Origin of the sequence: Blautia sp. DFI.6.71 (genome assembly GCF_020593585.1) — a bacterium.
In the GTDB taxonomy this organism is placed as follows: Bacteria; Bacillota; Clostridia; order Lachnospirales; family Lachnospiraceae; genus Blautia_A; species Blautia_A wexlerae.
This window is the reverse complement of the sequence record NZ_JAJDMJ010000018.1, coordinates 25,572-41,830: the sequence shown is the minus strand read 5'-3', so window position 1 is coordinate 41,830 and position 16,259 is coordinate 25,572. Positions and strand designations below refer to the sequence as shown.

The following is a 16,259-nucleotide window of genomic DNA, read 5'->3' as shown; positions in this document are numbered from 1 at the left end:
TAGGAGGAACGATTCATGGCTAAAACAGCAATGAAAATCAAACAGCAGCGTAAACAGAAATTCTCCACAAGAGAATATACACGTTGCAATATTTGTGGACGTCCACATTCTGTTTTAAGAAAGTACGGAATCTGCAGAATCTGCTTCCGTGAATTAGCTTACAAGGGACAGATCCCGGGTGTTAAGAAGGCTTCCTGGTAGGAACCGGATTTAAATAAAATAAACGATCGGCTGATTTATCAGTCCGATCATATGTCCAAACGAGATTTATGATAAAACAGGTAACAATGTAAACAATTAATATATATGCACATGTAAAGTCTGAATAACAGGAGGAAACTAACATGACAATGAGCGATCCAATCGCAGATATGCTTACAAGAATCCGTAACGCAAACACTGCAAAACATGACACAGTAGATGTTCCGGCATCCAAAATGAAAACTGCAATTGCTAACATCCTTGTTGATGAAGGATATATTGCAAAATATGATTTAGTTGAAGACGGAGTTGTTAAAACTCTTCATATCACACTGAAATACGGTGAAGACAAAAACGAAAAAATCATCACTGGTTTAAAGAGAATCTCCAAACCTGGTCTTCGTATCTACGCAGGTAAGGATCAGCTTCCAAAAGTTCTTGGTGGACTTGGAATCGCAATTCTTTCTACAAACAAAGGTGTTATTACTGATAAAGAAGCTCGTAAACTTCAGGTTGGCGGCGAAGTATTAGCATTCGTTTGGTAATTTGAACCAAGATTTTTTATAGAGAACAAACTGAAAACAGAGAGGATGAAACATCCTCTCCGATAATCTAAGTAAGGAGGACAAACATATGTCACGAATTGGTAGACTTCCGGTTGCTATTCCTGCAGGCGTAGAAGTAACTGTCGCTGAAGGCAACGTAGTAACTGTAAAAGGACCAAAAGGAACTCTCGAAAGAGCACTTCCTACAGAAATGGAAATCAAAGTCGAAGATGGTCATGTAGTAGTATCCAGACCAAACGACTTAAAGAAAATGAAATCTCTTCACGGTTTAACAAGAAGCTTGATCCACAACATGGTTGTTGGTGTAAGCGAAGGCTATACAAAAGAGCTTGAAGTTAACGGTGTAGGTTATAAAGCAGCAAAACAGGGCAAAAAGCTTGTGCTTAGCCTTGGATATTCTCATCCGGTAGAAATGGAAGATCCAGACGGAATCGAAACCAAAGTAGATGGTAACAAGATTATCGTATCCGGTATCAGCAAAGAAAAAGTCGGCCAGTTTGCAGCTGAGATCAGAGACAAGAGAAGACCTGAGCCATACAAAGGTAAAGGTATTAAGTATGTTGATGAAGTTATCAGACGTAAAGTTGGTAAGACTGGTAAGAAATAATTCAGGAGGGTGAGAAAATGGTAAATAAGGCATCTAGAGCGAAAATTCGTGAGAATAAGCATAGAAGATTACGTCATCATTTAAACGGAACTGCAACAACACCACGTTTAGCAGTATTTCGTTCCAACAAGCATATTTATGCTCAGATCATTGATGACACTGTAGGAAAAACTTTAGTATCTGCTTCTACTCTTCAGAAAGAAGTAAGAGCTGAGTTAGAGAACACTGATGATGTAGCAGCTGCTGCACATTTAGGAACCGTTATTGGTAAGAAAGCTGTTGAAGCTGGCATCGAAAGCGTTGTTTTCGACAGAGGAGGCTATATCTACCACGGTAAAGTTAAAGCACTGGCAGACGCAGCAAGAGAAGCTGGGCTGAAATTCTAATAAGGAGGAGCGAAACACATGAAACGTAATCTTATTGATGCTAGTCAGTTAGAATTAGAAGATAAAGTAGTATCAATCAAGCGTGTTACCAAGGTTGTTAAAGGTGGTCGTAACTTCCGTTTCACAGCTTTAGTTGTTGTAGGTGACGGCAACGGACACGTTGGTGCAGGTTTAGGTAAAGCAGCCGAAATTCCTGAAGCGATCCGCAAAGGAAAAGAGGATGCTATTAAGAAATTAGTAACAGTAGCAAGAGACGAAAACAACTCTATTACACATGACTTCGTTGGAAAATACGGAAGCGCTGAAATGCTTCTGAAGAGAGCTCCGGAAGGTACTGGAGTTATCGCCGGCGGTCCTGCCCGTGCGGTAATCGAGTTAGCTGGTATCAAAAACATCCGTACAAAATGTATGGGATCCAGAAACAAACAGAACGTTGTTCTTGCAACAATCGAAGGCTTAAGACAGTTAAAAACTCCGGAAGAAGTTGCTAGACTTCGCGGAAAATCTGTTGATGAGATTCTGGCTTAAGGAGGAAATACAAAAATGGCAAACACATTAAAAGTTACATTAGTAAAATCTCCTATTGGTGCAGTTCCGAAACACAAAAAAACTGTTGCAGCTATGGGTCTTACAAAAATGCACAAAACAGTTGAAATGCCGGATAACGCAGCAACAAGAGGAATGATTCAGCAGGTACAGCACCTGGTAAAGGTTGAAGAAGCTTAATTGCGATTTAACCAGAGAGAATTCTGATATGGATCTGATATGAACCTGTTATTCGCAGAGAATGGCAGGAGCATACAGAAACATATTCAGACACAATACAATCTGAACTTATAGATTTGAAATAATAATAAGGAGGTGCCAACATGGAATTATCAAACTTAAGACCAGCAGAAGGTTCTAAGCACAGCGATAACTTCAGAAGAGGCCGTGGACATGGTTCTGGAAACGGTAAAACAGCCGGTAAAGGACACAAAGGACAGTTAGCTCGTTCCGGTCACAAGAAACCGGGATTTGAAGGTGGTCAGATGCCTTTATACAGACGTCTGCCTAAGAGAGGATTCAAAAACAGAAATACAAAAGAGATTATTGCAATCAACGTTGACGTACTGAACCGTTTTGAAGATGGTGCAGAAGTTACAGCAGAAAGCTTACTTGCAAGCGGTGCAATCTCCAAGATCGCTGATGGCGTTAAAATTCTTGGAAACGGTGAGCTGACAAAGAAACTTAATGTCAAAGTAAATGCTGTCAGCGAGACTGCAAAATCAAAAATTGAAGCTGCTGGTGGTACAGTAGAGGTGATCTAATGTTTGAAACTCTTAAAAATGTTTTTAGAGTGAAAGAAATGAGACGCAAGCTGTTGTATCTGATATGGATGATTTTTATCATCCGTATCGGCTGCCAGATTCCGGTACCGGGAGTTGACAGTGATTTCTTCAAACAGTGGTTCAGCAGCAATGCCGGTGATGCATTCAATTTCTTTGATGCATTTACCGGTGGTTCATTTGAAAGAATGTCAATTTTCGCATTAAACATCACACCATATATTACATCTTCCATTATCATTCAGCTTCTTACCATTGCAATTCCGGCACTGGAAGAAATGCAGAGAGATGGTGAAGAGGGAAGAAAGAAGATGACTGCGATCACACGTTATGTGACCGTAGGTCTTGCTTTATTTGAGTCAATCGCAATGGCAATCGGATTCGGACGTCAGGGTATGATTCCGAATCTGGACTTCTTTAAAGGTGTTGTAGTTGTTGCCTGCCTTACAGCCGGTTCAGCTATGCTGATGTGGCTCGGTGAGCGTATTACGGAAAAAGGCGTTGGAAATGGTATTTCCATCGTACTTACCATTAATATCATTTCCAGAGTACCAAGCGACCTGACATTACTGTATGAGAACTTTATTAAAGGAAAAACAATTGCAAAGGGTACTCTTGCAGGACTGATCATTGCAGCCGTTATTCTTCTGGTAGTAGTTCTGGTACTTATCCTTAACGGAGCAGAGAGAAGAATTCCGGTTCAGTATTCCAAGAAAATGGTTGGAAGAAAGCTGATGGGCGGTCAGTCCACCAATATTCCGCTGAAGGTTAACACCGCCGGTGTTATCCCGGTAATCTTTGCATCCTCCATTATGTCTTTCCCGGCTGTCATTGCGCAGTTAACAGGAAAAGGTAATGGTACAGGAATCGGAAGTGAGATTATTCGTGGTCTTTCTTCCAATAACTGGTGTAATCCGAAACAGCTCCAGTATACATGGGGATTGGTTCTTTACATCGTACTTTGTGTTTTCTTTGCATATTTCTATACTTCCATTACATTCAATCCTCTGGAAGTAGCAGATAATATCAAAAAGCAGGGTGGATTTATTCCGGGTATTCGTCCTGGAAAACCTACGTCAGACTATTTGACTAATATCTTAAATTATATTATATTTATAGGTGCAGTAGGTCTTATCATTGTGTGCGTGATTCCGTTCATCTTTAATGGTGTATTCGGAGCGAATGTTTCATTCGGTGGTACATCTATCATCATTATTGTTGGTGTTATCCTCGAAACTGTGAAACAGATTGAGTCACAGCTTCTCGTACGTAATTACAAAGGCTTTCTGAACAATTAAAAATGAGAGGTTGTGGTGCATGGCATCACAGCCTTGATTTGCTAAAAAAGAAAACGGAGGGTATAACTTATGAAAATCATTATGTTGGGTGCACCGGGGGCAGGAAAAGGAACTCAGGCGAAGAAAATTGCTGCGAAATATCAGATTCCGCATATTTCTACCGGAGATATTTTCCGCGCAAACATCAAAAATGGAACAGAACTGGGTAAAAAAGCAAAAACTTATATGGATCAGGGACTTCTCGTACCTGATGAACTGACCTGTGATCTGGTTGTGGACAGAATACAACAGCCGGATGCAGCAAATGGTTATGTGCTGGATGGTTTTCCAAGAACAATTCCTCAGGCAGAGTGCTTAACAGAGGCTCTGAACAAACTGGGAAGTAAAGTTGATTATGCAATCGATGTGGATGTTCCGGATTCCAATATTGTAAACCGTATGTCCGGAAGACGTGCCTGCCTGAAATGTGGTGCTACTTATCATGTTGTACATGCAGCACCGAAGGTTGAGGGCGTTTGTGATACCTGTGGAGAGAAACTGGTGCTTCGTGATGATGACCAGCCTGAAACAGTTCAGAAACGTCTTAACGTATATCATGAGCAGACACAGCCGCTGATCGATTATTATACTAAAGAGGGAATTTTAAAATCAGTGGATGGTACAAAAGATCTTGAAGAAGTATTTGCAGATATTGTTGCCATCCTGGGAGAGTAATTGGGTGTTTTTAAACACCATCTGGAGGTAAAATGTCGGTTTCTATCAAGACAGAACATGAAATTGAACTTATGAGGGAGGCAGGTCATCTGCTTGAAAAAGTGCATGATGGTCTGATCCCTTACATTAAACCGGGAGTGAGCACAAAGGAGATTGACCGTATCGGAGAACAGATGATACGTGATCTGGGATGCATCCCGAATTTCCTGAACTACGGAGGGTTTCCGGCGTCATTCTGTATCAGTCTGAATGATGAGGTAGTTCATGGGATCCCGTCTGAAGAGAAGATCATTCAGGAGGGAGATCTTGTAAAGATTGATGCCGGTCTTATTTATAAGGGGTATCATTCTGATGCAGCGAGGACTTATGCTGTCGGTGAAGTTTCACCGCAGGCACGTAAGCTGATGGATGTGACCAGAGAGTGTTTCTTTGAGGGACTCAAGGCCGCACGTGCGGGAAATCATCTGAATGATATTTCCAAGGCAATCGGTGCTCATGCTGCAAAATATCATTATGGGATTGTCCGCGACCTGGTTGGACATGGAATCGGCACTCACCTTCATGAGGATCCGCAGATCCCGAATTTTCCGCAGAAGCGAAGAGGAGTTCGTCTGATGCCGGGTATGACACTTGCTGTAGAGCCTATGATCAATCTGGGACGTGCAGATGTGGCATGGCTGGATGATGAGTGGACTGTTGTAACTATGGATGGTTCTCTTTCTGCTCATTATGAGAATACGATTCTTATTACAGACGGAGATCCGGAGATTCTGACTCTTACGAAATAATTGGACGACATACAGGAGGTTTAAAATGTCAAAAGCAGATGTAATCGAAGTGGAAGGCACTGTTCTGGAAAAGCTGCCTAATGCGATGTTTAAAGTGGAACTGGAGAACAAACATGTGGTGCTTGCACATATCAGTGGTAAGTTACGTATGAATTTTATTCGTATTCTTCCTGGAGATAAAGTTACGATTGAACTGTCTCCGTATGATCTGTCTAAGGGCAGGATTATCTGGAGAGATAAGTAAGAAATATTGGACTGCAGTTGGTGCAGTGATGAGAAAGAGAGCTGGAGGGATCTGGTTCTCTTTTTTTGTGCCAGAAGGGACGCGTAAAAGGGACGCGTATAAAAATAATTCATTTCATGTGCGGTTTCGGCATCTAAGATATTCTAAGGTGAAAAAAATCTGCTAAAGGCATGAGCCGCCTTATCAAACTCGCTCCGTTGCAAACTTCGCTCAGACAGTGATACAGTCGGCTCATAACGCAGATTTTTTTCGCCTAAGAATATCTAAGATACCTGCAAATGCACATGAAATGAATTATTTTTCTACGCTGTGTGTTGGCAGTGGGAAGGTTTAGCTGTGATTTTTCAAACATGCTCCGGAATAGATATTAAAACTAGTTTTTATAGATGGATGATTGGGGGAAATGGGGGAGAAAATGAAAAAATGTGATTTTATTCAAAAAAGTGCTTGCATTTTATATTTTGCTGTGATAATATATAAGCCGAACGCGTGAGTATATTGTATTTGTGCGCTCAAAAAACTGCAGATTTTAATGAATTTACGGAAGGAGGATTTCCAGTGAAAGTAAGATCATCTGTAAAGCCGATCTGCGAAAAATGCAAGATCATTAAAAGAAAAGGATCTATCAGAGTAATCTGTGAGAATCCAAAACACAAACAGCGTCAGGGTTGATTGACGGTTTAAAGTTTGTATAACGTGCGGCTGCAGTGTGAGACGCCCGGAAGGGTTGTTCAGACTGTTAAGATAGTTTTAGCATGTATTGCCTAATACCGAGAGGCAACGTTGGCCCGTTGGCCGCAGTAATTCGGAAAGGCTGCTTTTCGCCAATTGCAGCTGGGTGTTTTACCGAGGCACCCCAATTAGGAACTGAGAAATAAGGAAGTGATGTGTCCGATACATCCCATTTCACCTTACTTGAGTGAGAGAATTCGCGAGGGTAAGTGATGTACAGGCATTAAGGACTTTCAAAGTAGAAGATGGAGGAAACAGTACATGGCTCGTATAGCTGGTGTAGACTTACCAAGAGAAAAACGTATTGAAATCGGTCTTACCTACATTTATGGTATTGGTAGACCAAGCGCAGACAAAATCCTTGCAAAGGCAGAAGTTAATCCTGACACACGTGTCAGAGATTTGACTGATGACGAAGTAAAGAGACTCAGCGCAGTTATTGATGAAACAATGACAGTAGAAGGTGACCTTCGTAGAGAAATCGCCCTCAACATTAAGAGACTGCAGGAAATCGGATGCTACAGAGGTATCCGTCATCGTAAAGGACTTCCGGTTCGTGGTCAGAAGACTAAGACCAACGCCAGAACACGTAAAGGTCCTAAGAGAACAGTAGCTAATAAGAAGAAATAAATAAAGCTTTAAACATCTGATAAGCGTAGGCTGATCTTATGAGGAAGCTTGCATGGACACTTGATGAATGACGAGCGAAGCGAGGAAATGAATTTAGTGGACATGGTGTTTCTTGTAACATATATTTGATTGATAAATAGGAAAGTGTAGGTTAGTTTTAAAATGGCTAAAGTGACTAAAAAAGCGACTGCAAAACGTCGTGTCAAGAAAAACGTTGAACACGGACAGGCACATATTCAGTCTTCTTTCAACAATACAATTGTTACTCTGACTGACAATGAAGGAAACGCTCTTTCATGGGCAAGTGCTGGTGGTCTTGGATTTAGAGGTTCAAGAAAATCTACTCCTTATGCAGCACAGATGGCAGCTGAGACTGCAACAAAAGCTGCACTTATTCATGGTTTGAAAACTGTAGATGTTATGGTAAAAGGACCAGGTTCTGGACGTGAAGCTGCAATCCGTGCCCTTCAGGCTTGCGGACTGGAAGTAACAAGCATCCGCGACGTAACTCCGGTACCACACAACGGTTGCCGCCCACCAAAACGCAGAAGAGTCTAATTGATTTAGAATATTAGGAGGTATTTGAGAAATGGCAGTAAATAGAGTGCCTGTTCTGAAAAGATGCAGATCCCTTGGCCTGGATCCGATTTATTTAGGAATTGATAAAAAATCCACAAGACAGTTAAAACGTGCAAATCGTAAAATGTCTGAGTATGGTTTACAGTTAAGAGAAAAACAGAAAGCAAAATTCATCTACGGAGTTCTGGAAAAACCTTTCCACAACTACTACGACAAAGCTGACAGAATGCCTGGACAGACTGGTGCAAACCTTATGATCCTTCTTGAGAGCAGACTTGACAATGTAGTATTCCGTATGGGATTTGCAAGAACAAGAAAAGAAGCTCGTCAGATTGTTGACCACAAGCATGTACTTGTAAACGGAAAATGTGTAAACATTCCTTCCTACCTTGTAAAAGCCGGTGATCAGATCGAGATCAGAGAAAAATCCAAAGGTTCTGAAAGATACAAAGGTATCCTTGAAGTAACTGGCGGACGTCTTGTTCCGGAATGGATCGATGTAGATCAGGAGAACTTAAAAGGAACTGTAAAAGAACTTCCTAACAGAGAAGCAATTGATGTTCCTGTAAACGAGATGCTTATCGTCGAGTTGTACTCCAAATAATCCATAGGATTATATCATAGAAAATTACCTGGTAATATTTCTATTATTTATACGATTCAGTGGTTGATTATTATCTTCCGCTGAATTGTAGTATTTGAATGAATACCCCTCAAACTTTTATTAACCCAGAAGGAGGGAACCCTATAGTGTTTGATTTTAATAAACCTAAGATCGAGATTACCGAATTATCTGAAGATAAAAAATTTGGCAGATTCGTAGTTGAGCCTCTGGAAAGAGGATATGGAACTACACTTGGAAATTCTTTAAGAAGAATTATGCTGTCTTCCCTGCCGGGTGCAGCTGTAAGCCAGGTTAAAATTGATGGTGTGCTTCACGAATTCAGCTCCATTCCGGGCGTAAAAGAAGACGTGAGCGATATTATCATGAATCTGAAGAGCCTTGCTATTAAGAACCACAGCACAGACAATGAGCCGAAAACCGCATACATCGAATGTGAAGGAAAAGGTGTTGTAACTGCAGCTGATATCCAGGCTGATCAGGATATCGAGATCATGAATCCGGATCAGGTGATTGCTACTTTAAACGGTGGCAAGGACTGCAGACTTGCTATGGAGCTTACTATTACAAAAGGCCGCGGATATATCAGTGCTGATAAAGGTAAATCTGATGATATGCCGATTGGTGTACTTGCAGTTGATGCTATCTATACACCGGTAGACAGAGTCAACATGACTGTAGAGAATACACGTGTTGGTCAGGTAACCGATTATGATAAGCTGACACTGGATGTGTATACAAACGGTACACTTGATCCGGATGAGGCGGTAAGCCTTGCAGCAAAAGTATTAAGCGAGCACTTGAGCCTTTTCATTGACCTTTCCGAGAATGCAAAGACCGCTGAGGTTATGATCGAGAAAGAAGACAATGAGAAAGAAAAAGTCCTGGAAATGAGCATTGATGAACTTGAGTTATCTGTTCGTTCCTATAACTGCTTGAAGAGAGCCGGTATTAATACAGTTGAAGAATTATGTAACAAGACTTCTGATGATATGATGAAGGTTCGTAACCTTGGACGTAAATCATTAGAAGAAGTTCTTGCGAAACTGAAAGAGCTGGGCTTACAGCTTCAGCCTGCAGAAGAGTAAGAATTGATCAGGTTATTGGTTCTCTAAGGGAACAATAACCAGTTAGCAAAGAGATATTATACGGTGGGGATGCCTAAGCAGTCGGACAGTAAGACCGAACAAGCGTGCCCGGCTGTCCCACAGATGGAGGAAAATTAAATGGCAAAATATAGAAAATTAAGCAGAACTTCTGACCAGAGAAAAGCATTACTGAGAAGCCAGGTAACAAGCCTTTTATATCATGGAAAAATTGTTACTACAGAAGCTAAAGCAAAAGAAATCCGTAAAATCGCAGAAGGCCTTGTAGCTATGGCTGTTCGTGAAAAAGATAACTTCGAAACTGTTACTGTAACTGCTAAAGTTGCTCGTAAAGATGCTGAAGGCAAGAGAGTAAAAGAAGTTGTTGACGGAAAGAAGAAAACTGTATACGATGAAGTACAGAAAGAGATCAAGAAAGATGCTCCTTCCAGACTTCACGCTCGTCGTCAGATGATGAAAGTTTTCTACCCGGTTAAAGAAGTACCTGCAAAGGGTGCCGGAAGAAAGAAAAACACTAAAGACGTAGATATGGTTGCTAAGATGTTCGATGAGATCGCTCCAAAATACGCTGACCGTAACGGTGGTTACACAAGAATCGTTAAGATCGGACCGCGTAAAGGCGACGCTGCAATGGAAGTACTGATCGAATTAGTATAATCCAGCCAGATTTTCGATTTTATATTTGTCCAGACGATGATAAGACTGCATATGTATGGTGTTCATGCCGTATATATGCAGTTTTTTTGTTATGCTATAGGAAATCACTTCCTTGTAACATAACCGTTTATTACCCTTGATTATTTGAGCCAGATAGCGTAAAATCGTAGAGTATATAAAAACCATATTGATGAAGAAGTGTTAAATAAGACATTGGATTGTTACAAAATACGAGAGCAAAAGATAAGCGAGGAATACAAATGACCGGCAGGAGATTGAAAAATTGAGGCAGAATACGAAAAAGAAAAGATCAGGATTTGGTTATTTCATCAGAATGTTTTTGATGTTGGTGGAATTACTGGCTGTTACACTGTTCCTGTGGGGAAATGATGCTTATTCCATATCTGCCACCACACCTGAATTTAAGTGGGAAAATTATAAAACGATCGCACATGCACTGGGAGGGATTGGTGATAAAACCTATCTGAATTCAAAAGAGAGTTTTCTGGCAGGCTATCAGATGGGGTGCAGGTTGTTTGAAGTTGATCTTGTGAAGACATCTGACAATGTATGGGTGTGCCGCCATAGCTGGTATCAGTCTCTTGGACAATGGGAGGGCGATGAAAAGAAAGTTCTGTCCTCAGAGGAATTCTTATCCCGGCCTATTTATGGAAAATATACGCCTATAACATTTGAAGATCTGCTGGTTCTGCTGAGTGATTATCCGGACGCTTTTGTGATGCTGGATTCCAAACAGTATTCTCTCCGTAATTATCAGAAAACAGTGGAAGATTATGCAGACTATATTGAACTGGCAGAGGCTGCCGGTGTCCCGGATGTGATGCGGCAGGTCATACCGGAAATTTATAACCAGGCAATGTTTGCCGGAACAGCACTGCTGTACGATTTTCCAGGATATATTTATTCTTTATGGCAGGAATACTCTATTAAAGAACTGACTGAAATTGCGGCATTTTGCAGAGAAAAGAATATTCAGGCAGCTACAGTCTACTATAAATACTGGTCAGAGGATGTGCAGAAGATTTTTGACAAAAAAGGAATCAGGTTATATATTTATACTGTGAATGACCTGAAAGAAGCACAATATTATATGCAAGAGGGTGCGGCAGGTGTATGCTCAGACTATTTGCAGGATACTATGTTTAACTGAGTTGTTCTGCCGGCATTATGAAATGATCATAGAGGATTATTATAGCTATAGCTGTTCCGGAATGAATAAGGGTAAAGATATCAGGAGCAAAAAGAATTTTAACAGGATATAGCAAGAATTCTCCCTCCTCTATAGGTGGTAGATGAATTGCAAATAAGAAAATGAACGGCAGTGGCGGGCGGAGAGAAATCGGTATCTCCCACTGACATGAGGCAAACCACAGTCAGTATGTTGTTGACACGTCAGACTCTGTGAAATTACCGACTGTGAGTTGAAACAAATAAGCGGCAATAACAAAGATTATATTTATAAAGGAAATTATCATACACAATGAAAATAAGAGTAATGATTGCTGTCTGTGCAGCAAAATTTGTAGGATACGTATGTAAGAAAATGGGAAGACAGGGTGTGACCTGGGCAGGAAAAGTGGCGATTAAGATCTGTCCGGACATTCTGGAACAGCTTTCCTCACAGGTACGAAAGGCTATTTTTGCAACCTGCGGTACAAATGGAAAGACAACTACCAACAATATGCTCTGTGCGGCACTGGAAGCGGAAGGACAGAAAGTAATCTGTAACCATACAGGTTCCAATATGCTCAATGGAGTTGTTGCCGCATTTGTGCTGGCTTCGAAATGGAATGGTAAAATTGATGCGGACTATGCATGCATTGAGGCCGATGAAGCATCCACCAGACATATTTTTCCGAGAATCAAACCGGACTATATGCTTCTGACAAATCTTTTCCGCGACCAGCTTGACAGATACGGAGAGATTGATATCACTATGAACATTCTGGAAGAAATGATGCGCAAGGTTCCGAAGATGCAGATTATTGTAAACGGTGATGATGCATTATCCGCATATCTTGCCATGGATTCCGGGAATCCATATGTAACTTATGGTATCAGTAAACCGGTGATCAAATCAGCAGCAAATGAAATCAGGGAGGGACGTTTCTGCAAGCGATGCGGTGAGAAGCTGGAATATCGTTTCTATCATTACAGCCAGCTGGGAGATTATTATTGTCCAAAATGCGGATTTGCAAGACCGAAGCCGGATTTTGATGCGGAGGATGTAAAGGTAGGCGACCAGCTTAGCTTTTGTGTAGAAGGAAAACACATTGTAGCAAATTATAAGGGATTTTATAATGTGTATAATATACTGGCAGCTTATGCGGGAGTGAGGACTGCAGGATTTGCGGGAGAGCATTTCGGGGATATGCTCCGCAGATTTAATCCGGAAAACGGACGTATGGAGCAGTTTCGTATTAAGGGAACAGGAGTAACTTTAAATCTTGCCAAGAATCCGGCGGGATTTAATCAGAATATTTCCGCAGTGATGCAGGATCAGGCACCGAAGGACATCATTATTGCGATCAATGATAATGCTCAGGACGGAACAGATATTTCCTGGCTCTGGGATGTTGATTTTGATCTTCTTGGAAATGATTCAGTGAAATCTATCACTGTAAGCGGTATCCGCTGTCAGGATATGCGTCTGCGCCTGAAATATGTGGATATTCCTTCTATTCTTCAGGGAGATGTTGAGAAAGCAATCCGCGACAGAGTAGAGGACGGAACAGGAAACCTGTATGTGCTGGTAAACTATACAGCATTATTCAGTACAAGAAACATTCTGAAGAGACTGGAGGGTGAGAGATAATGAAAATCACAATAGGACATTTATATCCGGATCTTCTGAATCTTTATGGTGACAGAGGTAATATTCAGTGTCTGATGAAGAGATGCCAGTGGCGTGGGATTGAGGCTGAGACCATACCGTTTGAGCTGGATGATAAAATAGATTTCTCGAAGCTTGATATCGTACTTCTGGGTGGCGGTTCGGACAGAGAGCAGATGATCGTATGTGAGAAGCTTCAGGAAATCCAGCCGGATTTTAAGGCTTATGTGGAAGATAACGGCGTTGTCATTGCAATCTGCGGTGGCTATCAGTTACTTGGGAAGTATTACAAAACAGATCAGGGAAACATGAAAGGACTGGACCTGGTAGACTTGTATACAGAGCAGGGCGAAGGCCGTCTGATCCAGAATATCGTTCTGCAGAGTGAGCTGTTTGATATGCCGATCGTTGGATTTGAGAATCATGGAGGAAGAACCTGCATTAATAATAACAAACCACTGGGAAAAGTACTTTACGGTGCAGGAAATGACGGTAAGTCAGGCTATGAAGGCGTAGTATATAAGAATGTGATAGGGACTTATCTGCATGGACCGTTACTTCCGAAGAATCCGCAGCTTGCAGACTGGCTCATTCAACATGCGTTGGAAAGAAAGTATGGAAAAGAAACAGAACTTACACCGTTAGATGACAGTCAGGAAAAAGAAGCAAATGACTATATATACCACAGATTTGTAAGAGGATAATTATGGCGAAATCATGTAATCAAAAAGGAAAAATACTGTATCTGCAGAAAATGCTGTCTGAGACAACCAGCCAAAAGCCTGTCACCATGCAGGAGATTCTGGCAAAACTGGAAGAACAGGGGATTCGAGCTGAGCGAAAGAGTATTTATGATGATATGGAAACCCTGCGTGATTTTGGAATGGATATACATTACAGAAGAGGACGGGAAGGAGGATATTATGAGGAAAAATCTGCTTCAGATAAAACAGAAGCGGATAATACGATAATACATCAGCCAGATGGCGAAACAGGAGAGAAATCTGAAAATGTGCAGGAACAGATTGGAAAAGAATCTGAAGCACCTGCAAAGATCAGTGCTCCGACACCCTCCCAAACAGGAGAGAATATAAAAGAAATCAGGCTTGTATGTCAGAATTCTACAAAGAAAAAAATCCAGCGTACCTTTGGTTCGGAGATTTTCTGCAAAATAAAGGGGGAGGATAATTTTATTGTAACTGTTGAGGTTGTGGTTGATAAGGCATTTTTTGGATGGTTGACTTCTATGGGAAGAAATGTACATATTCTGAAACCAAAGAAAGCAGCCGTTGCCTATCGGGATTATCTGAAGAACATTGCAAAAGATTATAAGGGAATTGATAAATAAATATGATATCAGAAAGGATCGTATTATGAAAAGAAGAGCAACAGCTATTCTGCTTGGAATAATGGTATCCTCCATGTTCCTGTCTGCCTGCGGGAAGAATGAGGCAAAAGAAGCAGCAAATGAAAGCGCCCAGGTAGAAGAAGAGGGCGTAGGCGAAGTAACTGAGGAAGGTGAAAAAGTAGAGGCAGAAAATAAAAATGCTTCTGATGCCGATGACAGCAGCAAGGCAGGAGACAGTGCAAAATCAGACGAAGACAATAAAGAGACATCAGTGAAGGAGGAAGAAGACGGAGATTCTTCAGGCAAAGATTCAGATGATGAATCAGAGGAAGATGCTGAGGTAACGGAAGCTTCTGCTGGAAAGATAGGTGTGCTTCTTTCTGATGACGATGAGGATGCAAAAATTGACAGCGAAGAGATGACTTCGCAGATTGAAGATGGAGGATATGAGGCAGATGTGAAGAATGCCGGCGGCGATCCTGCGCTTCAGATTTCCCAGATTCAGGAATTTATTGATGAGAAGGTTTCTGCCCTGATCATTGATCCGGTAGATTCCTATGGTCTGACAGATATCCTGAAAACTGCCAAAGAGCAGGAAATACCGGTTATTTCCTATGACAGTCTGATCCGGGATACTGCGGATATCAATTATTATGTAACTTATGATACCAGAGCAATAGGAAAGGATATTGCCAAAGAAATTATCAAAAAAATGGATCTGGATAAAGCCAGAGAGGATAAGAAGTCTTATACAATAGAATTTCTCATGGGATCTCCGGATGACAATGCTGCACTGTTTCTGTGTAATGGAATCCAGGAAGGGCTTCAGGAATATCTGGATGATGGAACACTTGTATGTAAATCCGGAAATACGTCATTTGATGATACAGGAATCATGAGATGGAGCGAGACATCTGCAAAGACAAAACTTGATTCAATCATAAGTGAGTTTTATGCAGAGGAGAAGGCTCCGGATATTATCTGTACTGCATATGACGGATTTGCTTATGCTGCAGAGGAAATTTTAAATGACAGTGGTCTGGAACCGGGAAGTGATGAATGGCCGATGATCACAGGATATGGCAGTGAGGCACAGGCAGTAAAGGATATTGCAGCAGGTAAAATGTCATTTACCATGTTTATGGACCGTAAGGAACTGGCTAAGGGCGGAGCACAGATGGCCATTGACTATCTGACAGGAGAGAAAGTTGACGTAAAAGATTATTCACAGTATGATAACGGAGTAAAGATTGTGGGAACTTTTACATGTGGAGCACAGATGATCGACAAGGATAATTATCAGATTCTTGTGGATAACGGAACTTATACGGAAGATGAGATCGCTCCTGATCCCACACCGACACCGGAGGTGACACCTGCGCCAGAGGCAACACCTGTGCCGAAAGTGACATTAAAGACAGCCTCAGAGGAAGATTCAAAAGAAGTGACACCAACTCCCGAAACAGAAGATAAATCAGAAGGTGAAACGAGAGAAAATCTGATCTATGATTCCGAAGATAACTCAAAAGTGGAGAAAACATCAGATCAGAAAAAATAAAGAATTCATAGAACAAAAAAGGATGGGTTTTCCCATCCTTT

At 41.3% G+C, this 16,259-nt stretch carries 22 protein-coding genes; all 22 read left to right on the top strand.

The genetic code is table 11. From position 1 onward, the window contains the following. The first annotated feature begins 15 nt into the window (after window positions 1-15). The 22 genes from LJE12_RS09580 to LJE12_RS09475 all read left to right on the top strand — a co-directional run bounded on the left by LJE12_RS09580 (window position 16) and on the right by LJE12_RS09475 (window position 16,218). Window positions 16-201 (top strand): type Z 30S ribosomal protein S14, encoded by a 186-nt coding sequence (locus LJE12_RS09580; RefSeq protein WP_008707268.1) that lies wholly within the window; start codon window positions 16-18, stop codon window positions 199-201. Between the two features lie 143 nt (window positions 202-344). Next, a complete protein-coding gene (rpsH, locus tag LJE12_RS09575) occupies window positions 345-746 on the top strand; it encodes a 30S ribosomal protein S8 (RefSeq protein ID WP_008707269.1) in 402 nt (133 codons plus the stop codon). A gap of 88 nt (window positions 747-834) precedes the next feature. After that, on the top strand, window positions 835-1,374 hold the full coding sequence (gene rplF / locus LJE12_RS09570) for a 50S ribosomal protein L6 (RefSeq protein ID WP_025579624.1): 540 nt from the start codon (window positions 835-837) through the stop codon (window positions 1,372-1,374). 17 nt (window positions 1,375-1,391) lie between these two features. Further along, the gene (rplR, locus tag LJE12_RS09565) at window positions 1,392-1,760 is read left to right on the top strand and encodes a 50S ribosomal protein L18 (protein WP_008707271.1); all 369 of its coding nucleotides are present in this window, start codon (window positions 1,392-1,394) and stop codon (window positions 1,758-1,760) included. An 18-nt stretch (window positions 1,761-1,778) separates the two neighbouring features. Further along, window positions 1,779-2,288, top strand: coding sequence for a 30S ribosomal protein S5 (gene rpsE, locus LJE12_RS09560; RefSeq protein ID WP_008707272.1), 510 nt, complete (start codon window positions 1,779-1,781; stop codon window positions 2,286-2,288). A gap of 15 nt (window positions 2,289-2,303) precedes the next feature. Then, window positions 2,304-2,486 carry a 50S ribosomal protein L30 gene (rpmD, locus tag LJE12_RS09555; RefSeq protein ID WP_008707273.1) on the top strand — a complete coding sequence of 61 codons (183 nt, stop codon included), beginning with the start codon at window positions 2,304-2,306 and terminating at the stop codon, window positions 2,484-2,486. A gap of 143 nt (window positions 2,487-2,629) precedes the next feature. Continuing rightward, entirely contained in the window at window positions 2,630-3,070 is a 441-nt protein-coding gene (rplO, locus tag LJE12_RS09550) for a 50S ribosomal protein L15 (protein WP_008707274.1), read from the top strand. Further along, window positions 3,070-4,386 (top strand): preprotein translocase subunit SecY, encoded by a 1,317-nt coding sequence (gene secY / locus LJE12_RS09545; protein WP_008707275.1) that lies wholly within the window; start codon window positions 3,070-3,072, stop codon window positions 4,384-4,386. Before rplO ends, secY begins: the two co-directional genes overlap by 1 nt. 69 nt (window positions 4,387-4,455) lie before the next feature. Then, complete coding sequence (locus LJE12_RS09540; protein WP_008707277.1) at window positions 4,456-5,100, top strand: adenylate kinase; 645 nt, start codon at window positions 4,456-4,458, stop codon at window positions 5,098-5,100. Between the two features lie 32 nt (window positions 5,101-5,132). Beyond that, entirely contained in the window at window positions 5,133-5,888 is a 756-nt protein-coding gene (gene map, locus LJE12_RS09535; RefSeq protein WP_008707279.1) for a type I methionyl aminopeptidase, read from the top strand. Between the two features lie 25 nt (window positions 5,889-5,913). Further along, a complete protein-coding gene (gene infA / locus LJE12_RS09530; protein ID WP_005428560.1) occupies window positions 5,914-6,132 on the top strand; it encodes a translation initiation factor IF-1 in 219 nt (72 codons plus the stop codon). Window positions 6,133-6,690: 558 nt separating this feature from the next. Further along, window positions 6,691-6,804 carry a 50S ribosomal protein L36 gene (gene rpmJ, locus LJE12_RS09525; RefSeq protein ID WP_003497809.1) on the top strand — a complete coding sequence of 38 codons (114 nt, stop codon included), beginning with the start codon at window positions 6,691-6,693 and terminating at the stop codon, window positions 6,802-6,804. Between the two features lie 321 nt (window positions 6,805-7,125). Then, complete coding sequence (gene rpsM, locus LJE12_RS09520) at window positions 7,126-7,494, top strand: 30S ribosomal protein S13 (protein ID WP_008707282.1); 369 nt, start codon at window positions 7,126-7,128, stop codon at window positions 7,492-7,494. A gap of 162 nt (window positions 7,495-7,656) precedes the next feature. Beyond that, window positions 7,657-8,052 carry a 30S ribosomal protein S11 gene (gene rpsK, locus LJE12_RS09515; RefSeq protein ID WP_008707283.1) on the top strand — a complete coding sequence of 132 codons (396 nt, stop codon included), beginning with the start codon at window positions 7,657-7,659 and terminating at the stop codon, window positions 8,050-8,052. Window positions 8,053-8,083: 31 nt separating this feature from the next. Then, complete coding sequence (gene rpsD, locus LJE12_RS09510) at window positions 8,084-8,677, top strand: 30S ribosomal protein S4 (protein WP_008707284.1); 594 nt, start codon at window positions 8,084-8,086, stop codon at window positions 8,675-8,677. A gap of 146 nt (window positions 8,678-8,823) precedes the next feature. Continuing rightward, on the top strand, window positions 8,824-9,783 hold the full coding sequence (locus LJE12_RS09505; RefSeq protein ID WP_008707285.1) for a DNA-directed RNA polymerase subunit alpha: 960 nt from the start codon (window positions 8,824-8,826) through the stop codon (window positions 9,781-9,783). 138 nt (window positions 9,784-9,921) lie between these two features. Then, window positions 9,922-10,458 carry a bL17 family ribosomal protein gene (locus tag LJE12_RS09500; protein WP_008707287.1) on the top strand — a complete coding sequence of 179 codons (537 nt, stop codon included), beginning with the start codon at window positions 9,922-9,924 and terminating at the stop codon, window positions 10,456-10,458. A 283-nt stretch (window positions 10,459-10,741) separates the two neighbouring features. Then, window positions 10,742-11,629, top strand: coding sequence for a phosphatidylinositol-specific phospholipase C/glycerophosphodiester phosphodiesterase family protein (locus tag LJE12_RS09495; protein ID WP_227226624.1), 888 nt, complete (start codon window positions 10,742-10,744; stop codon window positions 11,627-11,629). A 330-nt stretch (window positions 11,630-11,959) separates the two neighbouring features. Next, window positions 11,960-13,294 carry a MurT ligase domain-containing protein gene (locus LJE12_RS09490; RefSeq protein WP_055057339.1) on the top strand — a complete coding sequence of 445 codons (1,335 nt, stop codon included), beginning with the start codon at window positions 11,960-11,962 and terminating at the stop codon, window positions 13,292-13,294. Then, window positions 13,294-14,016 (top strand): type 1 glutamine amidotransferase, encoded by a 723-nt coding sequence (locus tag LJE12_RS09485; RefSeq protein ID WP_055057340.1) that lies wholly within the window; start codon window positions 13,294-13,296, stop codon window positions 14,014-14,016. Before LJE12_RS09490 ends, LJE12_RS09485 begins: the two co-directional genes overlap by 1 nt. A 2-nt stretch (window positions 14,017-14,018) precedes the next feature. After that, complete coding sequence (locus tag LJE12_RS09480; protein ID WP_025579611.1) at window positions 14,019-14,660, top strand: hypothetical protein; 642 nt, start codon at window positions 14,019-14,021, stop codon at window positions 14,658-14,660. A gap of 25 nt (window positions 14,661-14,685) precedes the next feature. Further along, window positions 14,686-16,218, top strand: coding sequence for a substrate-binding domain-containing protein (locus LJE12_RS09475; RefSeq protein ID WP_226824643.1), 1,533 nt, complete (start codon window positions 14,686-14,688; stop codon window positions 16,216-16,218). Window positions 16,219-16,259: the final 41 nt, after the last annotated feature.